Source organism: Ralstonia mannitolilytica, from assembly GCF_905397375.1.
Classification (GTDB): domain Bacteria; phylum Pseudomonadota; class Gammaproteobacteria; order Burkholderiales; family Burkholderiaceae; genus Ralstonia; species Ralstonia mannitolilytica.
Map to the genome: position 1 here is coordinate 50053 of NZ_CAJPVG010000017.1, position 15441 is coordinate 65493.

The 15441-nt window shown below is 64.4% G+C and carries 18 protein-coding genes; 5 read left to right on the plus strand and 13 right to left on the minus strand.

Going from position 1 to position 15441, the window contains the following annotated elements:
- Window positions 1-69: 69 nt before the first annotated feature.
- Window positions 70-1026: a DMT family transporter gene (locus KHN96_RS21455; protein ID WP_099050676.1), complete on the minus strand. Its 957-nt coding sequence runs from the start codon at window positions 1024-1026 to the stop codon at window positions 70-72.
- 203 nt (window positions 1027-1229) lie between these two features.
- Between KHN96_RS21455 and acs the strand changes: the two genes are divergently transcribed.
- Both acs and KHN96_RS21465 read left to right on the plus strand, forming a co-directional pair.
- Window positions 1230-3212, plus strand: coding sequence for an acetate--CoA ligase (acs, locus tag KHN96_RS21460; RefSeq protein WP_045787143.1), 1983 nt, complete (start codon window positions 1230-1232; stop codon window positions 3210-3212).
- 20 nt (window positions 3213-3232) lie between these two features.
- Entirely contained in the window at window positions 3233-5296 is a 2064-nt protein-coding gene (locus KHN96_RS21465) for a sodium:solute symporter family protein (protein ID WP_373994652.1), read from the plus strand.
- A 68-nt stretch (window positions 5297-5364) separates the two neighbouring features.
- Here KHN96_RS21465 and KHN96_RS21470 read toward each other — a convergent pair whose 3' ends face one another.
- Entirely contained in the window at window positions 5365-6909 is a 1545-nt protein-coding gene (locus KHN96_RS21470) for a methyl-accepting chemotaxis protein (RefSeq protein WP_045787142.1), read from the minus strand.
- 667 nt (window positions 6910-7576) lie between these two features.
- Complete coding sequence (locus KHN96_RS21475; protein ID WP_062738416.1) at window positions 7577-8275, minus strand: CocE/NonD family hydrolase C-terminal non-catalytic domain-containing protein; 699 nt, start codon at window positions 8273-8275, stop codon at window positions 7577-7579.
- Window positions 8276-8806: 531 nt separating this feature from the next.
- Between KHN96_RS21475 and KHN96_RS21480 the strand changes: the two genes are divergently transcribed.
- Window positions 8807-9088, plus strand: coding sequence for a DUF7696 family protein (locus tag KHN96_RS21480; RefSeq protein WP_045787140.1), 282 nt, complete (start codon window positions 8807-8809; stop codon window positions 9086-9088).
- A gap of 300 nt (window positions 9089-9388) precedes the next feature.
- Here KHN96_RS21480 and KHN96_RS21485 read toward each other — a convergent pair whose 3' ends face one another.
- The 10 genes from KHN96_RS21485 to KHN96_RS21530 form a co-directional block, all read right to left on the minus strand.
- The gene (locus KHN96_RS21485) at window positions 9389-9604 is read right to left on the minus strand and encodes a helix-turn-helix transcriptional regulator (protein WP_115043890.1); all 216 of its coding nucleotides are present in this window, start codon (window positions 9602-9604) and stop codon (window positions 9389-9391) included.
- Entirely contained in the window at window positions 9601-12306 is a 2706-nt protein-coding gene (locus tag KHN96_RS21490) for a toprim domain-containing protein (protein WP_115043892.1), read from the minus strand. The genes KHN96_RS21485 and KHN96_RS21490 overlap by 4 nt, the downstream gene beginning before the upstream one ends.
- Before the next feature lie 23 nt (window positions 12307-12329).
- A complete protein-coding gene (locus tag KHN96_RS21495) occupies window positions 12330-12533 on the minus strand; it encodes a hypothetical protein (RefSeq protein WP_115043894.1) in 204 nt (67 codons plus the stop codon).
- Entirely contained in the window at window positions 12526-12768 is a 243-nt protein-coding gene (locus KHN96_RS21500) for a hypothetical protein (RefSeq protein WP_115043896.1), read from the minus strand. Before KHN96_RS21500 ends, KHN96_RS21495 begins: the two co-directional genes overlap by 8 nt.
- The gene (locus KHN96_RS21505; RefSeq protein ID WP_115043897.1) at window positions 12768-13004 is read right to left on the minus strand and encodes a hypothetical protein; all 237 of its coding nucleotides are present in this window, start codon (window positions 13002-13004) and stop codon (window positions 12768-12770) included. Before KHN96_RS21505 ends, KHN96_RS21500 begins: the two co-directional genes overlap by 1 nt.
- A complete protein-coding gene (locus KHN96_RS21510; protein ID WP_181817640.1) occupies window positions 13001-13165 on the minus strand; it encodes a hypothetical protein in 165 nt (54 codons plus the stop codon). Before KHN96_RS21510 ends, KHN96_RS21505 begins: the two co-directional genes overlap by 4 nt.
- A complete protein-coding gene (locus tag KHN96_RS21515; RefSeq protein ID WP_115077075.1) occupies window positions 13162-13395 on the minus strand; it encodes a hypothetical protein in 234 nt (77 codons plus the stop codon). The genes KHN96_RS21510 and KHN96_RS21515 overlap by 4 nt, the downstream gene beginning before the upstream one ends.
- Before the next feature lie 101 nt (window positions 13396-13496).
- Window positions 13497-13745, minus strand: coding sequence for an Ogr/Delta-like zinc finger protein (locus KHN96_RS21520; RefSeq protein WP_027681326.1), 249 nt, complete (start codon window positions 13743-13745; stop codon window positions 13497-13499).
- Window positions 13742-14035 (minus strand): DNA-binding protein, encoded by a 294-nt coding sequence (locus KHN96_RS21525; protein ID WP_115043900.1) that lies wholly within the window; start codon window positions 14033-14035, stop codon window positions 13742-13744. Before KHN96_RS21525 ends, KHN96_RS21520 begins: the two co-directional genes overlap by 4 nt.
- Before the next feature lie 2 nt (window positions 14036-14037).
- Window positions 14038-14232: a hypothetical protein gene (locus KHN96_RS21530; RefSeq protein WP_115043902.1), complete on the minus strand. Its 195-nt coding sequence runs from the start codon at window positions 14230-14232 to the stop codon at window positions 14038-14040.
- 142 nt (window positions 14233-14374) lie between these two features.
- On the opposite strand from KHN96_RS21530, the gene KHN96_RS21535 reads away from it, so the two are divergent.
- Window positions 14375-14833: a helix-turn-helix domain-containing protein gene (locus tag KHN96_RS21535; protein ID WP_115043903.1), complete on the plus strand. Its 459-nt coding sequence runs from the start codon at window positions 14375-14377 to the stop codon at window positions 14831-14833.
- 2 nt (window positions 14834-14835) lie between these two features.
- On the plus strand, window positions 14836-15189 hold the full coding sequence (locus KHN96_RS21540) for a nucleoid-associated protein (protein WP_115043905.1): 354 nt from the start codon (window positions 14836-14838) through the stop codon (window positions 15187-15189).
- Window positions 15190-15441 lie beyond the last annotated feature (252 nt).

Here is a 15441-nt window from a genome sequence, read left to right on the forward strand (position 1 = left end):
CGAAAAACTGCGCGATTGTAGCGTTTCGCGATGGCGAAATCGCTTACACGGCAACGCTCGCGATGTGCTTCACTCGCGGTCGAGCGACGGATCGAGCGGATCCAGTGGATCGACCACCCGCCGCCGCACCGGGCGGCGCGGCCGTGCCGGCCAGCTTGCGATCAGGATGCCCGCCACCACGCATGCCAGCGCCACACCGTGCGCCCAGCCCGGGGTTTCGCCCAGCGCGACGATGCCGTACGTGGCCGCCGCAATCGGCAGCACGGAGGTGAACACGCCGGCCAGGTGCGCCGGCACGTGGCGGATGCCCTTCATCCACAGCCAGAACGAGAAGATGCTGGCCGACAGCGCATACCAGAGCACCAGCCCCCAGATCGGCAGCGGCACACTCGACGCGTCGAACGTCAGCAGCGGCACCAGCCCGAGCGGCAGCATCAGCAGGCCGCCGATCAAGTGCGTGTACGCGCAGATCTCGATGGCGGGCAACGTTTGCGTCAGGCGGCGCGACAGGATCACGTAGATGGACTCGCACAGCACCGCACCCATCACCAGCGCATTGCCCAGCAGCGCCTGCGTGGCATCGGCCGGCGCGGCGGCGGACGATTCGCCGCCACGATAGGCGTTCAGGATCGCCACGCCGGCCACCGCCAGCACCACCGAAACGAACGTCCGCCGCGATGGCCGCTCGCGCAGCACCAGCCACGACAGCAGCGCCACCGTGGCCGGAATCGTGCTGGTGATGATGCCCGCGGCCAGCGCCGACGTGAGCTTCACCCCGTTGAGCATCAGGAGCGTAAAGCCGAACGTGCCGAAGAACGCCTGCAGGAAGAGGTTCGTCCACTCGCCGCGCGTGACGCGCCGCATGCGCGACGGCCTGTACCACGGCGCCATGCAGACAATGGCGATCAGGAATCGCAGCAACGCAAACAGCATGACCGGCATGACGGCGACGATCGATTTTCCGAAGCCGACGTTGCTGCCGACCAATGCCATGGCAGCGATGAGAAAAAGGGCGTGAATGGGCACGATGGTGGTTCGGTGGAAACCGGCACGGGACGCGGCTTTCGGGCCGGCCATGTTGCGTTGCGGTGGGTGCCGTAACGCGGGGTGACGCATTATAGTAATGGCCTTCACATCGGTTTGCGCCGCGCAAATGCGTAAGGCTGGAGTCAGGTCCGGCGCTTAGATTCGCCGCAAAACGATTACAGACATCGCTATCAGGAGACATCATGGCTGGCATTGAATCTGTCCTGCAGGAAACGCGCGTGTTCAACCCGCCCGAGTCCTTTGTCAAACAGGCCAACATCGCCGGCATGGATGCATACCGTGCCCTGTGCGCCGAGGCCGAGCGCGACTACGAAGGCTTCTGGGCGCGCCTGGCGCACGAGCACCTGCTGTGGCACAAGCCCTTCACCAAGGTGCTGGATGAATCCAACGCACCGTTCTACAAGTGGTTTGAAGACGGCGAGCTCAACGCCTCGTACAACTGCCTCGAGCGCAACCTGGAAAACGGCAACGCCGACAAGGTCGCCATCATTTTCGAAAGCGACGACGCCAAGGTCACGCGCATCACGTATCGCGAGCTGCACGCGCGCGTCTGCCGCTTCGCCAACGGCCTCAAGGCCCTGGGCATCAAGAAGGGCGACCGCGTGGTGATCTACATGCCGATGTCGGTGGAGGGCATCGTCGCCATGCAGGCGTGCGCGCGCATCGGGGCGACGCACTCGGTCGTGTTCGGCGGGTTTTCGGCCAAGTCGCTGCAGGAGCGCATCGTCGACGTGGGCGCCGTGGCCCTCATCACGGCCGATGAACAGATGCGCGGCGGCAAGGCGCTGCCGCTCAAGGCCATCGCCGACGAAGCCCTGGCCATGGAAGGCACTGAGGCCGTCAAGCACGTGATCGTCTATCGCCGCACCAACGGCAACGTGAACTGGGTCGAAGGGCGCGACCGCGCGATGGATGAAGTCGAGGCGGGCCAGCCCGACACGTGCGAAGTGACGCCCGTGGGCGCCGAGCATCCGCTCTTCATCCTCTACACCTCCGGCTCGACCGGCAAGCCGAAGGGCGTGCAGCACAGCACGGGCGGCTACCTGCTGTGGGCGCTGCTGACCATGCAGTGGACGTTCGACCTCAAGCCGGACGACATCTTCTGGTGCACCGCCGACATCGGCTGGGTCACGGGCCACACCTACATCACCTACGGCCCGCTGGCAGCCGGCGCCACGCAGGTCGTGTTCGAAGGCGTGCCGACGTATCCGAACGCCGGCCGCTTCTGGGACATGATCCAGCGCCACAAGGTCAACACGTTCTACACCGCGCCGACGGCGATCCGCTCGCTCATCAAGGCCGCCGAGGCCGACGAGACGATCCACCCGAAGCAGTACGACCTCTCCAGCCTGCGCCTGCTGGGCACCGTGGGCGAGCCGATCAACCCCGAAGCCTGGATGTGGTACCACACGAACGTCGGCGGCGGCCGCTGCCCGATCGTCGATACGTTCTGGCAGACCGAGACCGGCGGCCACATGATCACGCCGCTGCCGGGCGCCACGCCGCTGGTGCCGGGCTCGTGCACGCTGCCGCTGCCCGGCATCTTGGCGGCCATCGTTGATGAAACCGGCGGCGACGTGCCGAACGGGCAGGGTGGCATCCTCGTCGTCAAGCGTCCGTGGCCTTCGATGATCCGCACCATCTGGGGCGACCCGGAGCGCTTCAAGAAGAGCTACTTCCCGGAAGAGCTGGGCGGCAAGCTGTATCTGGCCGGCGATGGTTCGATCCGCGACAAGGACACCGGCTATTTCACCATCATGGGCCGCATCGACGACGTGCTGAACGTCTCGGGCCACCGCATGGGCACGATGGAGATCGAATCGGCGCTCGTGGCGAACCCGCTGGTGGCGGAGGCCGCCGTGGTCGGCCGCCCCGACGACATGACCGGTGAAGCCATCTGCGCGTTCGTGGTGCTCAAGCGCTCGCGCCCCGCCGGCGACGAGGCCAAGCAGATCGCCACCGAACTGCGCAACTGGGTGGGCAAGGAGATCGGCCCGATCGCCAAGCCGAAGGACATCCGCTTTGGCGACAACCTGCCCAAGACGCGTTCGGGCAAGATCATGCGCCGACTGCTGCGCTCGCTGGCCAAGGGCGAGGACATCACGCAGGACACGTCCACGCTGGAGAATCCGGCCATCCTCGACCAGCTCAAGGAAGCCCGCTAACCCGCAGCGCGGCCCCGATCTTGGCCAGCGACTCGCAGCACGACAGCCGCTTTCGCAAGCGGCTGTTTCTGTATTACGGGCTCTACACCGTAGGGTTGCTCGTCTTCATCCTGATGATGGCGGCGATCGAACACGCGCGGGGACCCGGCGTGTGGCTCGGCTATGTGTTCCTGTTCGTCACGATTGCCATCTATGCGTGCATCGGGCTGATCTGCCGCACGGCAGACCTCACCGAATACTACGTGGCGGGCCGACGCGTGCCCGCCTTCTTCAACGGCATGGCCACCGCGGCGGACTGGATGAGCGCCGCGTCGTTCATCGGCCTGGCCGGCATCGTCTTTGCCTCCGGCTATGAGGGGCTCGCCTATGTGATGGGGTGGACGGGCGGTTATTGCCTCGTTGCCTTCCTGCTGGCGCCGTACCTGCGCAAGTTTGGCGGCTACACGGTCCCCGATTTCCTCGCCACGCGCTACGGCAACGGCGAGCGCGGCGGCAGCCCGGTGGTGCGCGGCATTGCGGTACTGGGCGCGACGCTGTGTTCGTTCGTCTACCTCGTCGCGCAGATCCAGGGGGTCGGGCTGGTCGTCACGCGCTTCATCGGTGTGGAGTTTTCGGTGGGCGTATTCTTCGGGCTGGCGGGCATCCTGGTGTGCTCGTTCCTGGGTGGCATGCGCGCGGTCACGTGGACCCAGGTGGCGCAGTACATCATCATGATCGTGTCGTTCCTGGGCGTTGTCGCGCTGATGGGCTGGCACCAGCATCACGACCCGGTGCCGCAGCTTTCCACCGGCCGCCTGTTGCAGCAGATCGACAAGGAAGAGCGCCGCATCGTCCACGACGCCGCCGAGCAGGGCGTGCGGGAGCACTTCCTGGGCGAGGCCCAGGCGCTGCAAGACCGCATCGCTGCATTGCCGCAGTCGTTCGACGACACCCGTGAAGCGTTGAACGCAGAATTGAAGCTTGCCCGCGAGCGTAACGCCCCGCTGCGCGAGATCAAGGCGCTCGAACGCGAGCGCGAGGCATTCCCCGCAGATGCCGCGGCCGCCGCGATCCTGTGGAATCAGAGGCGTGAAGAGGCGTTGGCACGCAGCCGCGTCCCGCCGCCATCGACGGAGCCGTTTCCATCGGCGTCGGAAGCCGAGCGCGGGACACAGCGATTGAACTTCGTGCTGCTGGTGTTCTGCCTGATGGTGGGAACGGCGAGCCTGCCGCACATACTCACGCGCTTTCACACCACACCGTCGGTGCGCGGGACGCGCAACTCGGTCGGGTGGACGCTGTTCTTCATCGTGCTGCTGTACATCTCTGCGCCTGCGCTGGCGGCGCTGGTGAAGCTCGACCTGCTGCAGCATCTGGTGGGGGCGTCGTTCGGCGATCTGCCGCAGTGGGTCGTGCCTTGGCGCAAGGTCGATCCGCCTGTCTTCGCGTTGCGCGACATCAATGGCGACGGCATCGTGCAGTGGGCCGAGGTGATGATGCAGCCGGACATGGTCGTGCTGGCCGCGCCGGAAATCGCGGGGCTGCCGTATGTGCTGTCGGGCCTGATTGCCGCAGGCGCGCTGGCGGCCGCGCTGTCCACCGCGGACGGCCTCCTGCTGACGATTGCGAATGCGCTGTCGCACGATGTGTACTTCCACATGATCGACAACACCGCCAGCCACCAGAGGCGCGTGACCGGCGCGAAAGTCGTGCTCCTGGGCGTGGCATTGCTCGCCGCCTACGTGACGTCGCTCAAGCCGGGCAACATTCTCTTTCTGGTGGGTGCCGCGTTCTCGCTGGCCGCTTCGTGCTTCTTTCCGGTGCTCGTGCTGGGTGTGTTCTGGAAGCGCACGAATCGGGCCGGCGCGATTGCCGGCATGCTCACCGGCCTGGCCGTGAGCGTGTACTACATCTTCGTCAACTACCCGTTCTTTACGCGCATGACCGGCATCCTCGGCCACCCGTGGTTCGGTGTGGACCCGATCGCCTCGGGTGCGTTTGGGGTGCCCGCCGGCTTTGCCGCCGCCATCGTCGTGAGCCTGCTGACGCGGCCGAACCGGCCGGTGGTCGACAAGCTGGTGGGCTATCTGCGCGATCCGCTGTAGACGCAGCCGTAACGGCCCGCCGCCTGTCAGCGCGGGCCGCATGACGACGAGCGCTGCGCCGTGCCGCCTCAGGCGACGCGGAAGAACGATACCGCCGCGCTGAGTTCCTGCCCTTGGTCCTGCAGCGACTGCGAAGCGGCGGCCGCTTCCTCCACGAGCGCGGCGTTGCGCTGCGTCACTTCATCCATCTGCGAGATGGCCTGGTTGACCTGCTCGATGCCTCGCCGCTGCTCCAGCGAGGCCGCGGCGATCTCTTCCATGATGTGCGTGACCCGTGCCACGGCCTGCGTGACCTCCGACATCGTCGCGCCAGCCTCGCACGCCAGCGTGGAGCCGTCCTGAATGCGTTCCACCGACGAGGCGATCAGTTCCTTGATCTCCTTGGCCGCCGTTGACGAACGCTGCGCCAGGCTGCGCACTTCGCTGGCGACGACCGCAAAGCCTCGGCCTTGCTCGCCTGCGCGTGCGGCCTCCACGGCGGCGTTCAACGCGAGGATGTTCGTCTGAAATGCAATGCCTTCGATGATGCCGGTGATGTCGGCAATCTTGCTCGAGCGCTCGCTGATGTCCTGCATGGTCGATACGACTTGGCCAACGACCGTGCTGCCCTTGAGTGCCACTTCCGACGCGGTGGAAGCGAGCGCGGTGGCGTGCTGCGCATTCTCGGCGTTCTGCTTCACGGTGGACGTCAGCTCTTCCATGCTGGCCGCCGTTTCCTGCAGCGACGACGCCTGCGCTTCCGTGCGCTGGCTCAGGTCGGCGTTGCCGGCGGCAATCTGTTTGGCGGCGCCCGCGACGCTGCTGCTGCTGTCGCGCACCTTGTCGACGATCTCGGTCAGGCGGCCGTTCATGTCGCGCAGGGCGGAAAGCAGGTGGCTTGTCTCATCCTTGCCGCGCACATCGATGCGGCTGCTCAGGTCACCGCGCGCCACCGTCCGGGCGACATCGACCGCCGTGCGGATCGGCTGCGTGATCGACCGCGTGATGACCAGGCCGGCAATCACGGCCAGCAGCACCGCGCCGATCGACAGGCCGGTCAGTAGATTGCGCTGGGCGACGTACTGCGCCTCATACGCCTGCACGAGCTGCTCCTGACGTTCGTGCGTGTAGGTGGCATAAGCGTCGGTGGTCTTGATGAGCGCAGCCAGCAGCGGGCGGCATTCGTTGTCCATCTTCTGGACGGCCTCATCGCGTTTGCCGGCCAGCACCAACCCGAGGATGTCGGTGGCCACGGGGCCGTACTGCGCTTCCACGCGATTGATGTCTTGTACCAGCGAGCGCCCGCGGTCGGTCGCGTCCTTGGCGCTCGCGATCATGTCGTTGAGTTGCTTGAGCTTGTTCTTCACGTCGTCGTGCGCGCGCAGGACTTCTGCCTTTTCCAGGTCCAGGTCTTGTTGCGTCACCACGAGAACCAGGTTGCGCGCGGCAATGGCGCGGCGGTCGACCGCCGTACGCACGTCGTTGGCGACATCTGCGCGGGCGCTGATGCCGTGCACATAGCTCGAGAATCCTTCGGTCGACTCGGACAGCGCCCGTAACGACATGCCCGATACCACGACAACAATGGCTGCCAGCACGCCAAAGCCCGTGGTGAGCTTGGCCTTGATGGTCATCTGGGAAAGGTTCACAGCGTCCTCCGGCTTGCTGAATGAATGGAGATGCGGTCGCGCACCGGAGCGGCTCGAAAAGGACGGTCGACGACCACGTTTGTTATCTGCAGGGTCTTGCGTACTCGTGGAAGATGCAGGTTATGTCACGGTGAGACCGAATCGTCTTTGTCCGACTTTTCGGTCTACCCGGGGTTATCGGCATTCAAAAGAAAATCCTGAATAGCTTTCTCATGCGCGTTTTTGCTTAATGCATGTGAGGGGATTGTGTTGCCGGTGAAACCTTATGTGGCAAGGGCTGGGCTTGCCGTCATTCCGAATCGTGCGATGGATTATGCGGCTTGGGCGGCGCCAACGTTTTCCTACCGTATTTGAGTTATTTAATGTCAGTTATCCTTCTTTTTATCCGCATCACTTGCTGTGCGTAGTTTTACGTATGGATTTAGTCCGTTACGTAATTTGGTGGTGTCAGGTGTGTAAAGAAAACGGCCCGCCGAAGCGGGCCGTGTGATTGCCAGAAGCGGCTTTTGCTACAGCGCGGTGGCGGGCACCACGGGCAGAACCACGTGGGAGGGGCGGGCCGCATCGCTATAGACGGTCAGCACGCCGATCAACGAGTCGAGCAGCGTAGGCAGCGGCGGCACGCCTTGCGGGAGGTTGCTTGCGCCCACCGCTACGCGCAGCTTGTGGCCTTTGGCGATGAGGGCGCTGGTCGGAACACCTCCACCGGCACCATGACGGCCTGGCCCGGCACGATCGGCTGGACGGAGCCGGTCGTGAACGGATGCCATGGCTGGATCATCAGGCCGTTCATCGTGCGTGAACGGCTGCCGTCCACCGCGCGCAACGAAGCCGTCTGGAGCCCATCGGTGTGCGGCGTAACGTTTCCAGCGGCGTCCACGTCGTCAATGCGTACCGAGACGCCGGCGTCCAGCGCGGTGCTCGATATCCATACATCCGCTTCGGGGAAAGTGCCGGTCGCGGCTTTGCCGGATGCGTCGGCGGGCAGCGTCACGTATGCCGCCAGCTTTGTGCCGTCGGGCATCGTGATGTACTGCGTGGCTTGCTTGGCAACGCCTGCGTAGCGCGCGGGCGGGGTGTAATCGTCCCACTTGGCGCCGGCGTTGCTGGCGATGGACGTTCCTGGTTGCACCGGCGTGGCGCGCGTGCCACGCGTGGTCCAGTTGACAGCGGCAGGCTGTGCCGGCTGCGTGGGCTGTGTGGGTTGCGTGGTGGTGTTTGAATCGGCGGGTGTGCTGTTGGCGACGGCGGAACCGTCACCGCCGCCGCAGCCCGACAGCGAGAGCGCCGCGCACAGCAGCGCGGACATGAGCATGCGGCCGTGCCGCACGCGTGGGTTGCCCATCTGCATGGGGGTCTCCTCTTGAATGCTCTGGTTGTGTTTGTCTCGGGGGATGGCCGGCGCGCCGAGGGTGGCGGCACGCGGCCGATCGCTCCGGGTGGGGAAGCGAAGCAAGCGAGTAGGCCGACGCAGAAGAGGGGTGGGTGACACGACCGACCGCGCGCCAGCGGGCTTGGGCGCACGGGTCAAGTACCAAGCATGCCTGTGGACGCGTTCCCCGCAGATGGCGTGGTGCCACCGTGCGAGGCGCGTGATTGGGTTGTGGAACGCCCGAGCGTTACGTAACGTTCCGCGTAACGAGCCGGCCGGCGGGGCCGTGTTCAGATGAGCATTCCGCACCCCACCAACGTAGGGGTGCTGTCCGCCAACCCGCGTCAGGAGGGCACTTCAAACAGATCAAAACGACAACGCATGCATGCACGAACCGCGAATGGAGCGGCCGCCGGGTATTGGCATGGACGTTGCATCGTCAGGCTGCACGCCCGGCACAGGGCACCGCGAAGAGATCGCAAAAACAGCACAGAGCGCAAGGGGGCCATCATGAATCGCACCGTTCAAGACATCGAGATTGCCGCTGCCATTGACTCGGACCTGCTTCGCCGCCGCGAGCAGTTTGCCGGTCAGCCCTCCGCGTGGCGTGTGTGGTCCGAGGCTGCGCACGTTGCCACGCTGAATGAACGCGCACGCAACGCGTTTATCGAACACGTGGCAAACAGCCGTGGTGCCGATATCGCCTTGCGCCTGCTGCTGAAAGCCCAATCGATTCGCGATGAGGTTACGCAGACGCTGATGGTGGGCGAGACGACCGCCACGCTGCATTGAGTTACGCGAGAGGATGCCGACCGCGCAGACGCGTCGGCGGTGGGATGCAAAAGGCCTTGTCGGGAGACTGGGTCTTTTGTTTTTGGGCGATGGAAGGTGCCGCAGAAATGAAAATGCCCGCTTGAGCGGGCATTTGTGTTCTGGCGGAGAGAGGGACCGCTCAATGTGGGCCGGAAAGCCGCGCCAGATATGGCTCCCCATCTAAAAAATCGCCCCTACCCACAACCCTACCCACAATCTGGCCGAGACCCCCAAAAATTGGGCCGAGTTGCCGGGATAAAGCGGGGGCGCCCGCAGTGGTTACCCGTGCGCTGCAGCAGCGGTTGAGCTGATCTGCGACGACGGTCTGCCGGCCCTGGCTGCAAGCCATTTGTTGATGTCTTCCTCCAGCCAGGCGCTGCGGTTGGGCGCGAGCGGGAAAGGCTTGGGAAACTGCCCTTTGGCCACCATGCGATAGATGGTGGACTTGCCGAGCGAGACCTTGTCGGCGACCTGATTGATGTTCAGAGCTTTCATGCTGCAGTTCCTGTGTTGCTGTGTTGCTTGGAAGACGGTGACTCGAACACCCAGCACTTGACCGTCTCGGGCCGCTTCGGCTGGAGCGGGTATTCGCGGTTGTGGTGGGCGTTGATGGCGCTGTTGACAGCGCGGATGTCGACAAACTTGCGCTGGCGCGAGGTCTTGAGCACGCGCTTGAGCTCCGCGATCGGGGGCAGCTCGATGCGGCGTTCGCCGGCGACCTGTTCCATGTGCTGCAGGTTGATGGCGATGAGGCCGTCGCCGCGTGCGTGGTTGAGGATCGGGCGCTCGTCGTCGGCCGACTCGATGTACTCGTACACCTCCCAAAACTGCTGGACGTGCTTGTGATCCGCGCTGATGGCCTGCTGGCGCGCAGCGGCCATGCGGCCCAGCTCGTCCAGGGCGGCGGCGTGCTGCTCGTCGGTGAGCGGCAGCACGTGGCGCATGCTGTCGACCATGGCCATGATCTGGGCGTGGTTCTTGGCGATCCGGACGGTCTTGATGTCGGGGCGCGCCATGAGCGCCTGCTCGTGGGCCGATACACGCGCGGCGAAGGTTTCCAGCACCTTGGCCTCGGCCATGACGGTGGCCAGGAGGAAGGCGGATACGTCCTCCACCGGGATGCGCTCGAGCGCCTCGGCGGCGGCGCGCGTGGCTTGGGTCTGCGCGGAGCGGTCGCAGTAGACGTGGACGATCCGCTGCAGGACGGCGTCGCTGGCGCTGACCTCGGCGTTCTGGCTGATGACGATGGCGCCACGGAAGGGCGGCTCGTACGTTTCATTGCCGCCGTTCTTCATGCCGCGCGCGCGGGTGCTGCGGCCGTTGTAGGCAGTCTTCAGCTCGTCCCAATCGAAGCCGCGCTGCTTGGCGCCTTCGTCGCCGCGGTCGCCCTCGATGAGCACGACGGGCAGGTTGGCCACCTGGGCGAAGTTGCGCGCGCGGGCGGCCAGCGATGATTTGCTCGGGTCGAAGCCTTCGTAGTCGCGCCGGCCGCAGAGCTTCCAGAGGAACTCAATGAGCGTGGTCTTGCCGGCGCCGGGCTCGCCCACCAGCTCCAGGAAGGGGTAGCTTTTGTGGTCCTGGCGGATCTGTTCTGCGAACAGGCTGCCGAACCAGAACGCCAGCGCAACCAGGCCTTTGGCGCCGAAGGCCTGCCACAGCAGCGGCAGCCAGGCGGTCTGCAGGCTTTTCACGTCGGTGTTGAGCGACAGCGTGGCGGCCTGGCTGATGGTCTTGATGGCCAGCTTGCCGATGTCGAAGAAATCCTCGTCGTTGAGCTGGTAGAGCTTGCCGTCTTTTACGGCCACGTCGCCATAGACGTAGCAGCCGTATTCCTTGGTGTAGCCCACAAAGTCGATGGTCTGCACCGTGGCAATGCGGGCGAGCTGCTTCTCCAGGTATTCGTCGAGCTGCTGGCCGCTGCCGGTGTACATGGCGCCCGGCGCCACGCCCAGGAGCCGCTTCTTGAACTCGCTGCTGCTGGCGATCTGGGCGCTGGTGAAGGTGGCCTTTACGGGCTGACCATCGTGCGGGAACGTCACGCGGAAGTAGTACCAGGACTCATCCGTCTGCGGGCTGGCCTGATAGTACAGCGCCGTCGGCAGGCAGTTAGCGATGGGCTGCACGATGCAGGCGAGCTGCAGCGCGTGTTCGCGCACTTCGTCTTCCGCCATGTCTTCATGCAGCTCGCGCACGGTGGAGCTTTCACGCTGGAAGGCTTCCAGGTCCAGCTTGAACCAATACAGGCGGTTGCGGTGCTCGAAGGGGAATTTGGCATCGCCCGTGCGGTGGTACATCAGGCGCGCCTTTTCCGACGGCGTGGCAGCGGTGAAGAGGTCGCCCAGGTAGCGGTATTCGTCCAGGTCGCGCTTGGAGAGGCGGTCGCGCAGGTGCAGCTCGTTCCAGTCGAGCTTGGTCTTGCCGGCCTGCTTGGGCAGCGCGGCCGATGCCGACCAGCCATCTTCCCGGGCGCGCTCCAGGTGCTTGAGCGTGTAACGGCGGCCGGCGGCGTCGTTATCTAGGGCGAACACCAGGTGCGGGCGACGGTGGCCGCCGGCGGCGCATTGCTCGGCCAGTGCGGCCAGGGCGGCGGTCGGGTAGTGTGAGCACGAGAACGTGGCCACAGCGGCCACGTCGTGATGCATCAGGGCGATGGCATCGAAGATGCCTTCCACCAGCCAGAGCTCCTTTGGGGTGGCCGGAAGATTGGGCGGCTGCCACCAGGTGCCCGCGTAGGAGCCATTGAACGTGGCCTTGCGGTCGCCAAAGCGTTCAGGCTGGTCAATGATGCGCTCCCAGTAGCGACCTTCGCCCAGTGGAAAGCGCACGGTAGCGCTGCCGATCTTCAGCTCGTGGCTGTAATAGCTTTCCTGCACGTACCAGCCGGCGATGCGCGACAGGTCAAAGCCGCGCGCGTCGCGCAGGTAGGCGTCGGCCGCCGCGTGCGGCGCTTCCGGCGTCTTGACGTAACGGTCGCTCCAGGAAGAGAACAGGTCGGGATACAGCTCTTTGGCGTGGAACTCGGCCGCGCAGTTATTCAGGTGGTTGCAACGCACCATCCACGGTGCGTCTGCAAAGGCCCACAGCGAGCGTTTGCCGCAGGAGGGGCACGTGCCTGCCTCCAGCTTGTTCGATCGTTCCTTGAAGCCGTAATCGCGCACCAGGCGCGAGGTGATGGCAGAGGAGAGGGCTGGGTTCATGCTTCGATGGTGGAACGGGTAACTCAGTCGTCTGTGTCGTCGGCGGCGCGACGCTTGAAGTCGACGGCCGGCTGCGCCGCGCGGCGACGCAGGCGCGGCATCATGGCCGCCGCTGCGGCCACCACAGCGGTGCGCAGCAGCGGCGGCATGGCGTCGTACGGTGTGGTCAGGTGCAGGAAGCCGTGCATCCAGCGCACGTCGTCCTCGGTGATGGCGCGCTTATCCATGCCGGCGCCCCCGCATGACAAAGCCGCACCACACGCCGCGCCCATAGCAGACGGCGAAGAACACCGACGCGGTGAACATGCCGGCCTCGCCGGTAACGTGCGTGAGATACAGCCACGCCGGCTGCCCCAGCAGGCCGACCAGCGCACCCCAACGCTGTGTGTTGGCGCTGTAGTTGAGCAGAGCCACCGATACGAACGCGGTGAGCAGCATCCAGAGATTGACGAGGGCTAGCATCAGACGACCTCCACCAAGATGCCGTAGCCCATCACGCCAGCGACGACCAGCGCACCCCCGATGCACGCCACAGCAAGCCACAACAGCGCACGCGCAAGGCCGTCGAAGCGCTCCGGATGCGCGGCGTAGCCGATCAACGTCGGGTCGTTCTTGCAACGCCAGGCAAAGAGCAAGCCAACGGCGACTGCCTGCACGGCGAGGGTGGCAAACATGGCAACCAGCTGCAGGACCTTCATGACGACCTCCCTACCAAGCGGGCCGAGCCGGCGCACGCCGCCAGGCCAAGCGCTTCAGCGGTGCGCATGCCGGTCAGGAGGGCGTCTGAGCTCGATGCGGCAATGGTGTGGAACGACAGCCGACGGCCGCCGGCGGCAACGCGGACGAGGTAGGTTTTCATGCCGGCACCTCGTCGAGCGTCGGCATGGTGACCGGATCGCCTACGGCCAGCGCATGCGCGCCTTGCGCCAGATGGATGGAGAGGTGATGGCGGTTGCCATCGTGCAGCGTGATTTCAATGCGCTGCGTGGCAAAAACGAGCGGACCAGTTCCTACAACCGTCTTCGCAAACTTGACCGGTCCCACGCTGATGGAGGTGGCTTCACAGAGAGTGGTGACGACTGATGACACGGGCAACTCCTTTTCTTGGGCAAAAAAAGCCCCCCGCACCCCGTACGGGGAGCGTGCAAAAGTGGGTGCGAGGGGAAGGGGGTAACTGAAGCTGCTGGCGCCTATTCGGGCAGCAGGCTCAATTGGCCGGTGCCGTTGGGCAGCACGCGGGTGCGGCCAACAGGCAGGTAGGCCAGCGGGTTGGGGTTAATGCTGGGCGCGATGGTGCTGATGATCGACAAGATGGCCTTGCCGGTATAAGCGCAGTGCTCTTCAGGGCAGCGCACGTAAAGCTCGCGCGACGTGAGCGAAACGGCGCGGCTCGTGCGGATATGCAGGCGGGTGCCGCAGTGAGGGCAGAGGTGCTTCATTTGCTCACCCCCTGCGGCCGGCTGCACTCGCCAAGCCCTTGGCGTGCGCATTCGCAAAACATGCCGACCTCGCCCAGCGTTGCAACGGCATCCATGTACTTGCGCGTAACAAGCACGTAGCCGCAGACGCCAACGAGCGTATCCAGTTTGTCGATCAGCACGCCTTGCTCGCCGCTCAGGAAGCGGCTCATGGCGCCTTTGTCCCAGCCCATGGTGTGCTGCACCTCTTGCCGCGATGGGCCGGAGAGCTTGCGCCGCAAGGCGTGTTCGATTCGGTGTTGGGCGTGCATGGTCAATCCTCCACAACGGAAGTTGCGTGCCGTTGCGGCACGTCTTGCTTAAGCTTGTTGGAGCTCGGCTGGGCCAGCGCGCTGAGGATGAGAACGCGGCCCATGTTGCCGAGCGACCGGCCTTCAGTGGCGGCGCGCGCTTTGAACTTCTGAAGCTCCTCGGGCCGAAGGCGGATATAGACGGGCTTGTCAGTCACGACGCCAATTGGCGCGCGACGTTCTGCGACATTTCCACGGGGCATGGCGGATATACTCGTGAAAGAGAATCTTGCATAACATGAGCATTCTAGTAATCAAACGAATATCTATGAAGTCAATTTGTGTCAAATTGGTCTTCAAATGAATAATCGATTAATAGCCGAAAGACTCCGTGAGGAGCGCAAGCGCCTAGGTCTTACACAGGAGCGGTTTGGCGCGGAGGGAGGCGTCGGAAAGCTGGCGCAGCTCAACTACGAAAAGGGGGAGCGTTCGCCGGACGCCGCCTATCTTTCTGCGGTCGCGCTTCTCGGCGTTGACGTGTCATATGTGCTCACAGGCGAACGTGTCCGGGTGGCTATGACGCCTGACGAAGCGGCCTTTCTGGCAGCGTATCGGGCACTCGATGCACGCGGGAAAGCTGCGGCAATTGGAGCGGTCGCGGGTCTTTCTGTGCCGCCGCATTCAGGGGGCGCAGGCCATCAGTCCCAGGTAGTTGTCGGCGGCTCCTACAACGTGCAGGTCGGCACTGTGCGCAAGCAGAACGAATCGCGCGTGCCGAAGAAAGAAAACCGAAGGGCGCAACAGAGGGAAGACAAATAACTATGAACGCACCGCAGCAAAGTATTGTTGGCTTGATCGTCCATAAGCTCGTGAAGGAGCGTCAGGAAGATGCCCAGGTAGTGGAGCGGGAAGGACCCGTCGCCGTCAACGAGGCTGTGCAGCGCCTTGTTACAGAGATCCACCGCCTCTACTCAGAGAAGACGGCGAAGGGATACGGCAAATTCCAGCTCGACGAAGACAGCTTCCCAATGCCGCGCTTGGCACGCGAGTACTTTATTGACCGGACGCTCAGCTTCTACGATCTATCGGTTCGGATGATGAATGTGCTTAAGGACCGCGCGGATACTGCACGGTTGTCTACTGGCGGGTACTGGCGCCAGCGTTCACGAGTTTGACCACGGCCGAGTTGAGTGCAATGCATGGAGCGGTCGATGCTCGTTGGGCAGCGCTCAAGGTCTGACGGACGCAGAGTCACGGCGGCTTTCATGGCTTAGGCGTAGGTCGTCAGCGTGTTTTCCCATTGCTGCGCGTGCTTAGGAAGGTCTGAACAACTCCGCCCGATTGCGCGACAATGCCTCACCGTGATCGGGGTGAGTGCGATGCAGCTGTCGTTCGGTGATGCCGAGGGTCTGGGGAGCCGCAAGCGC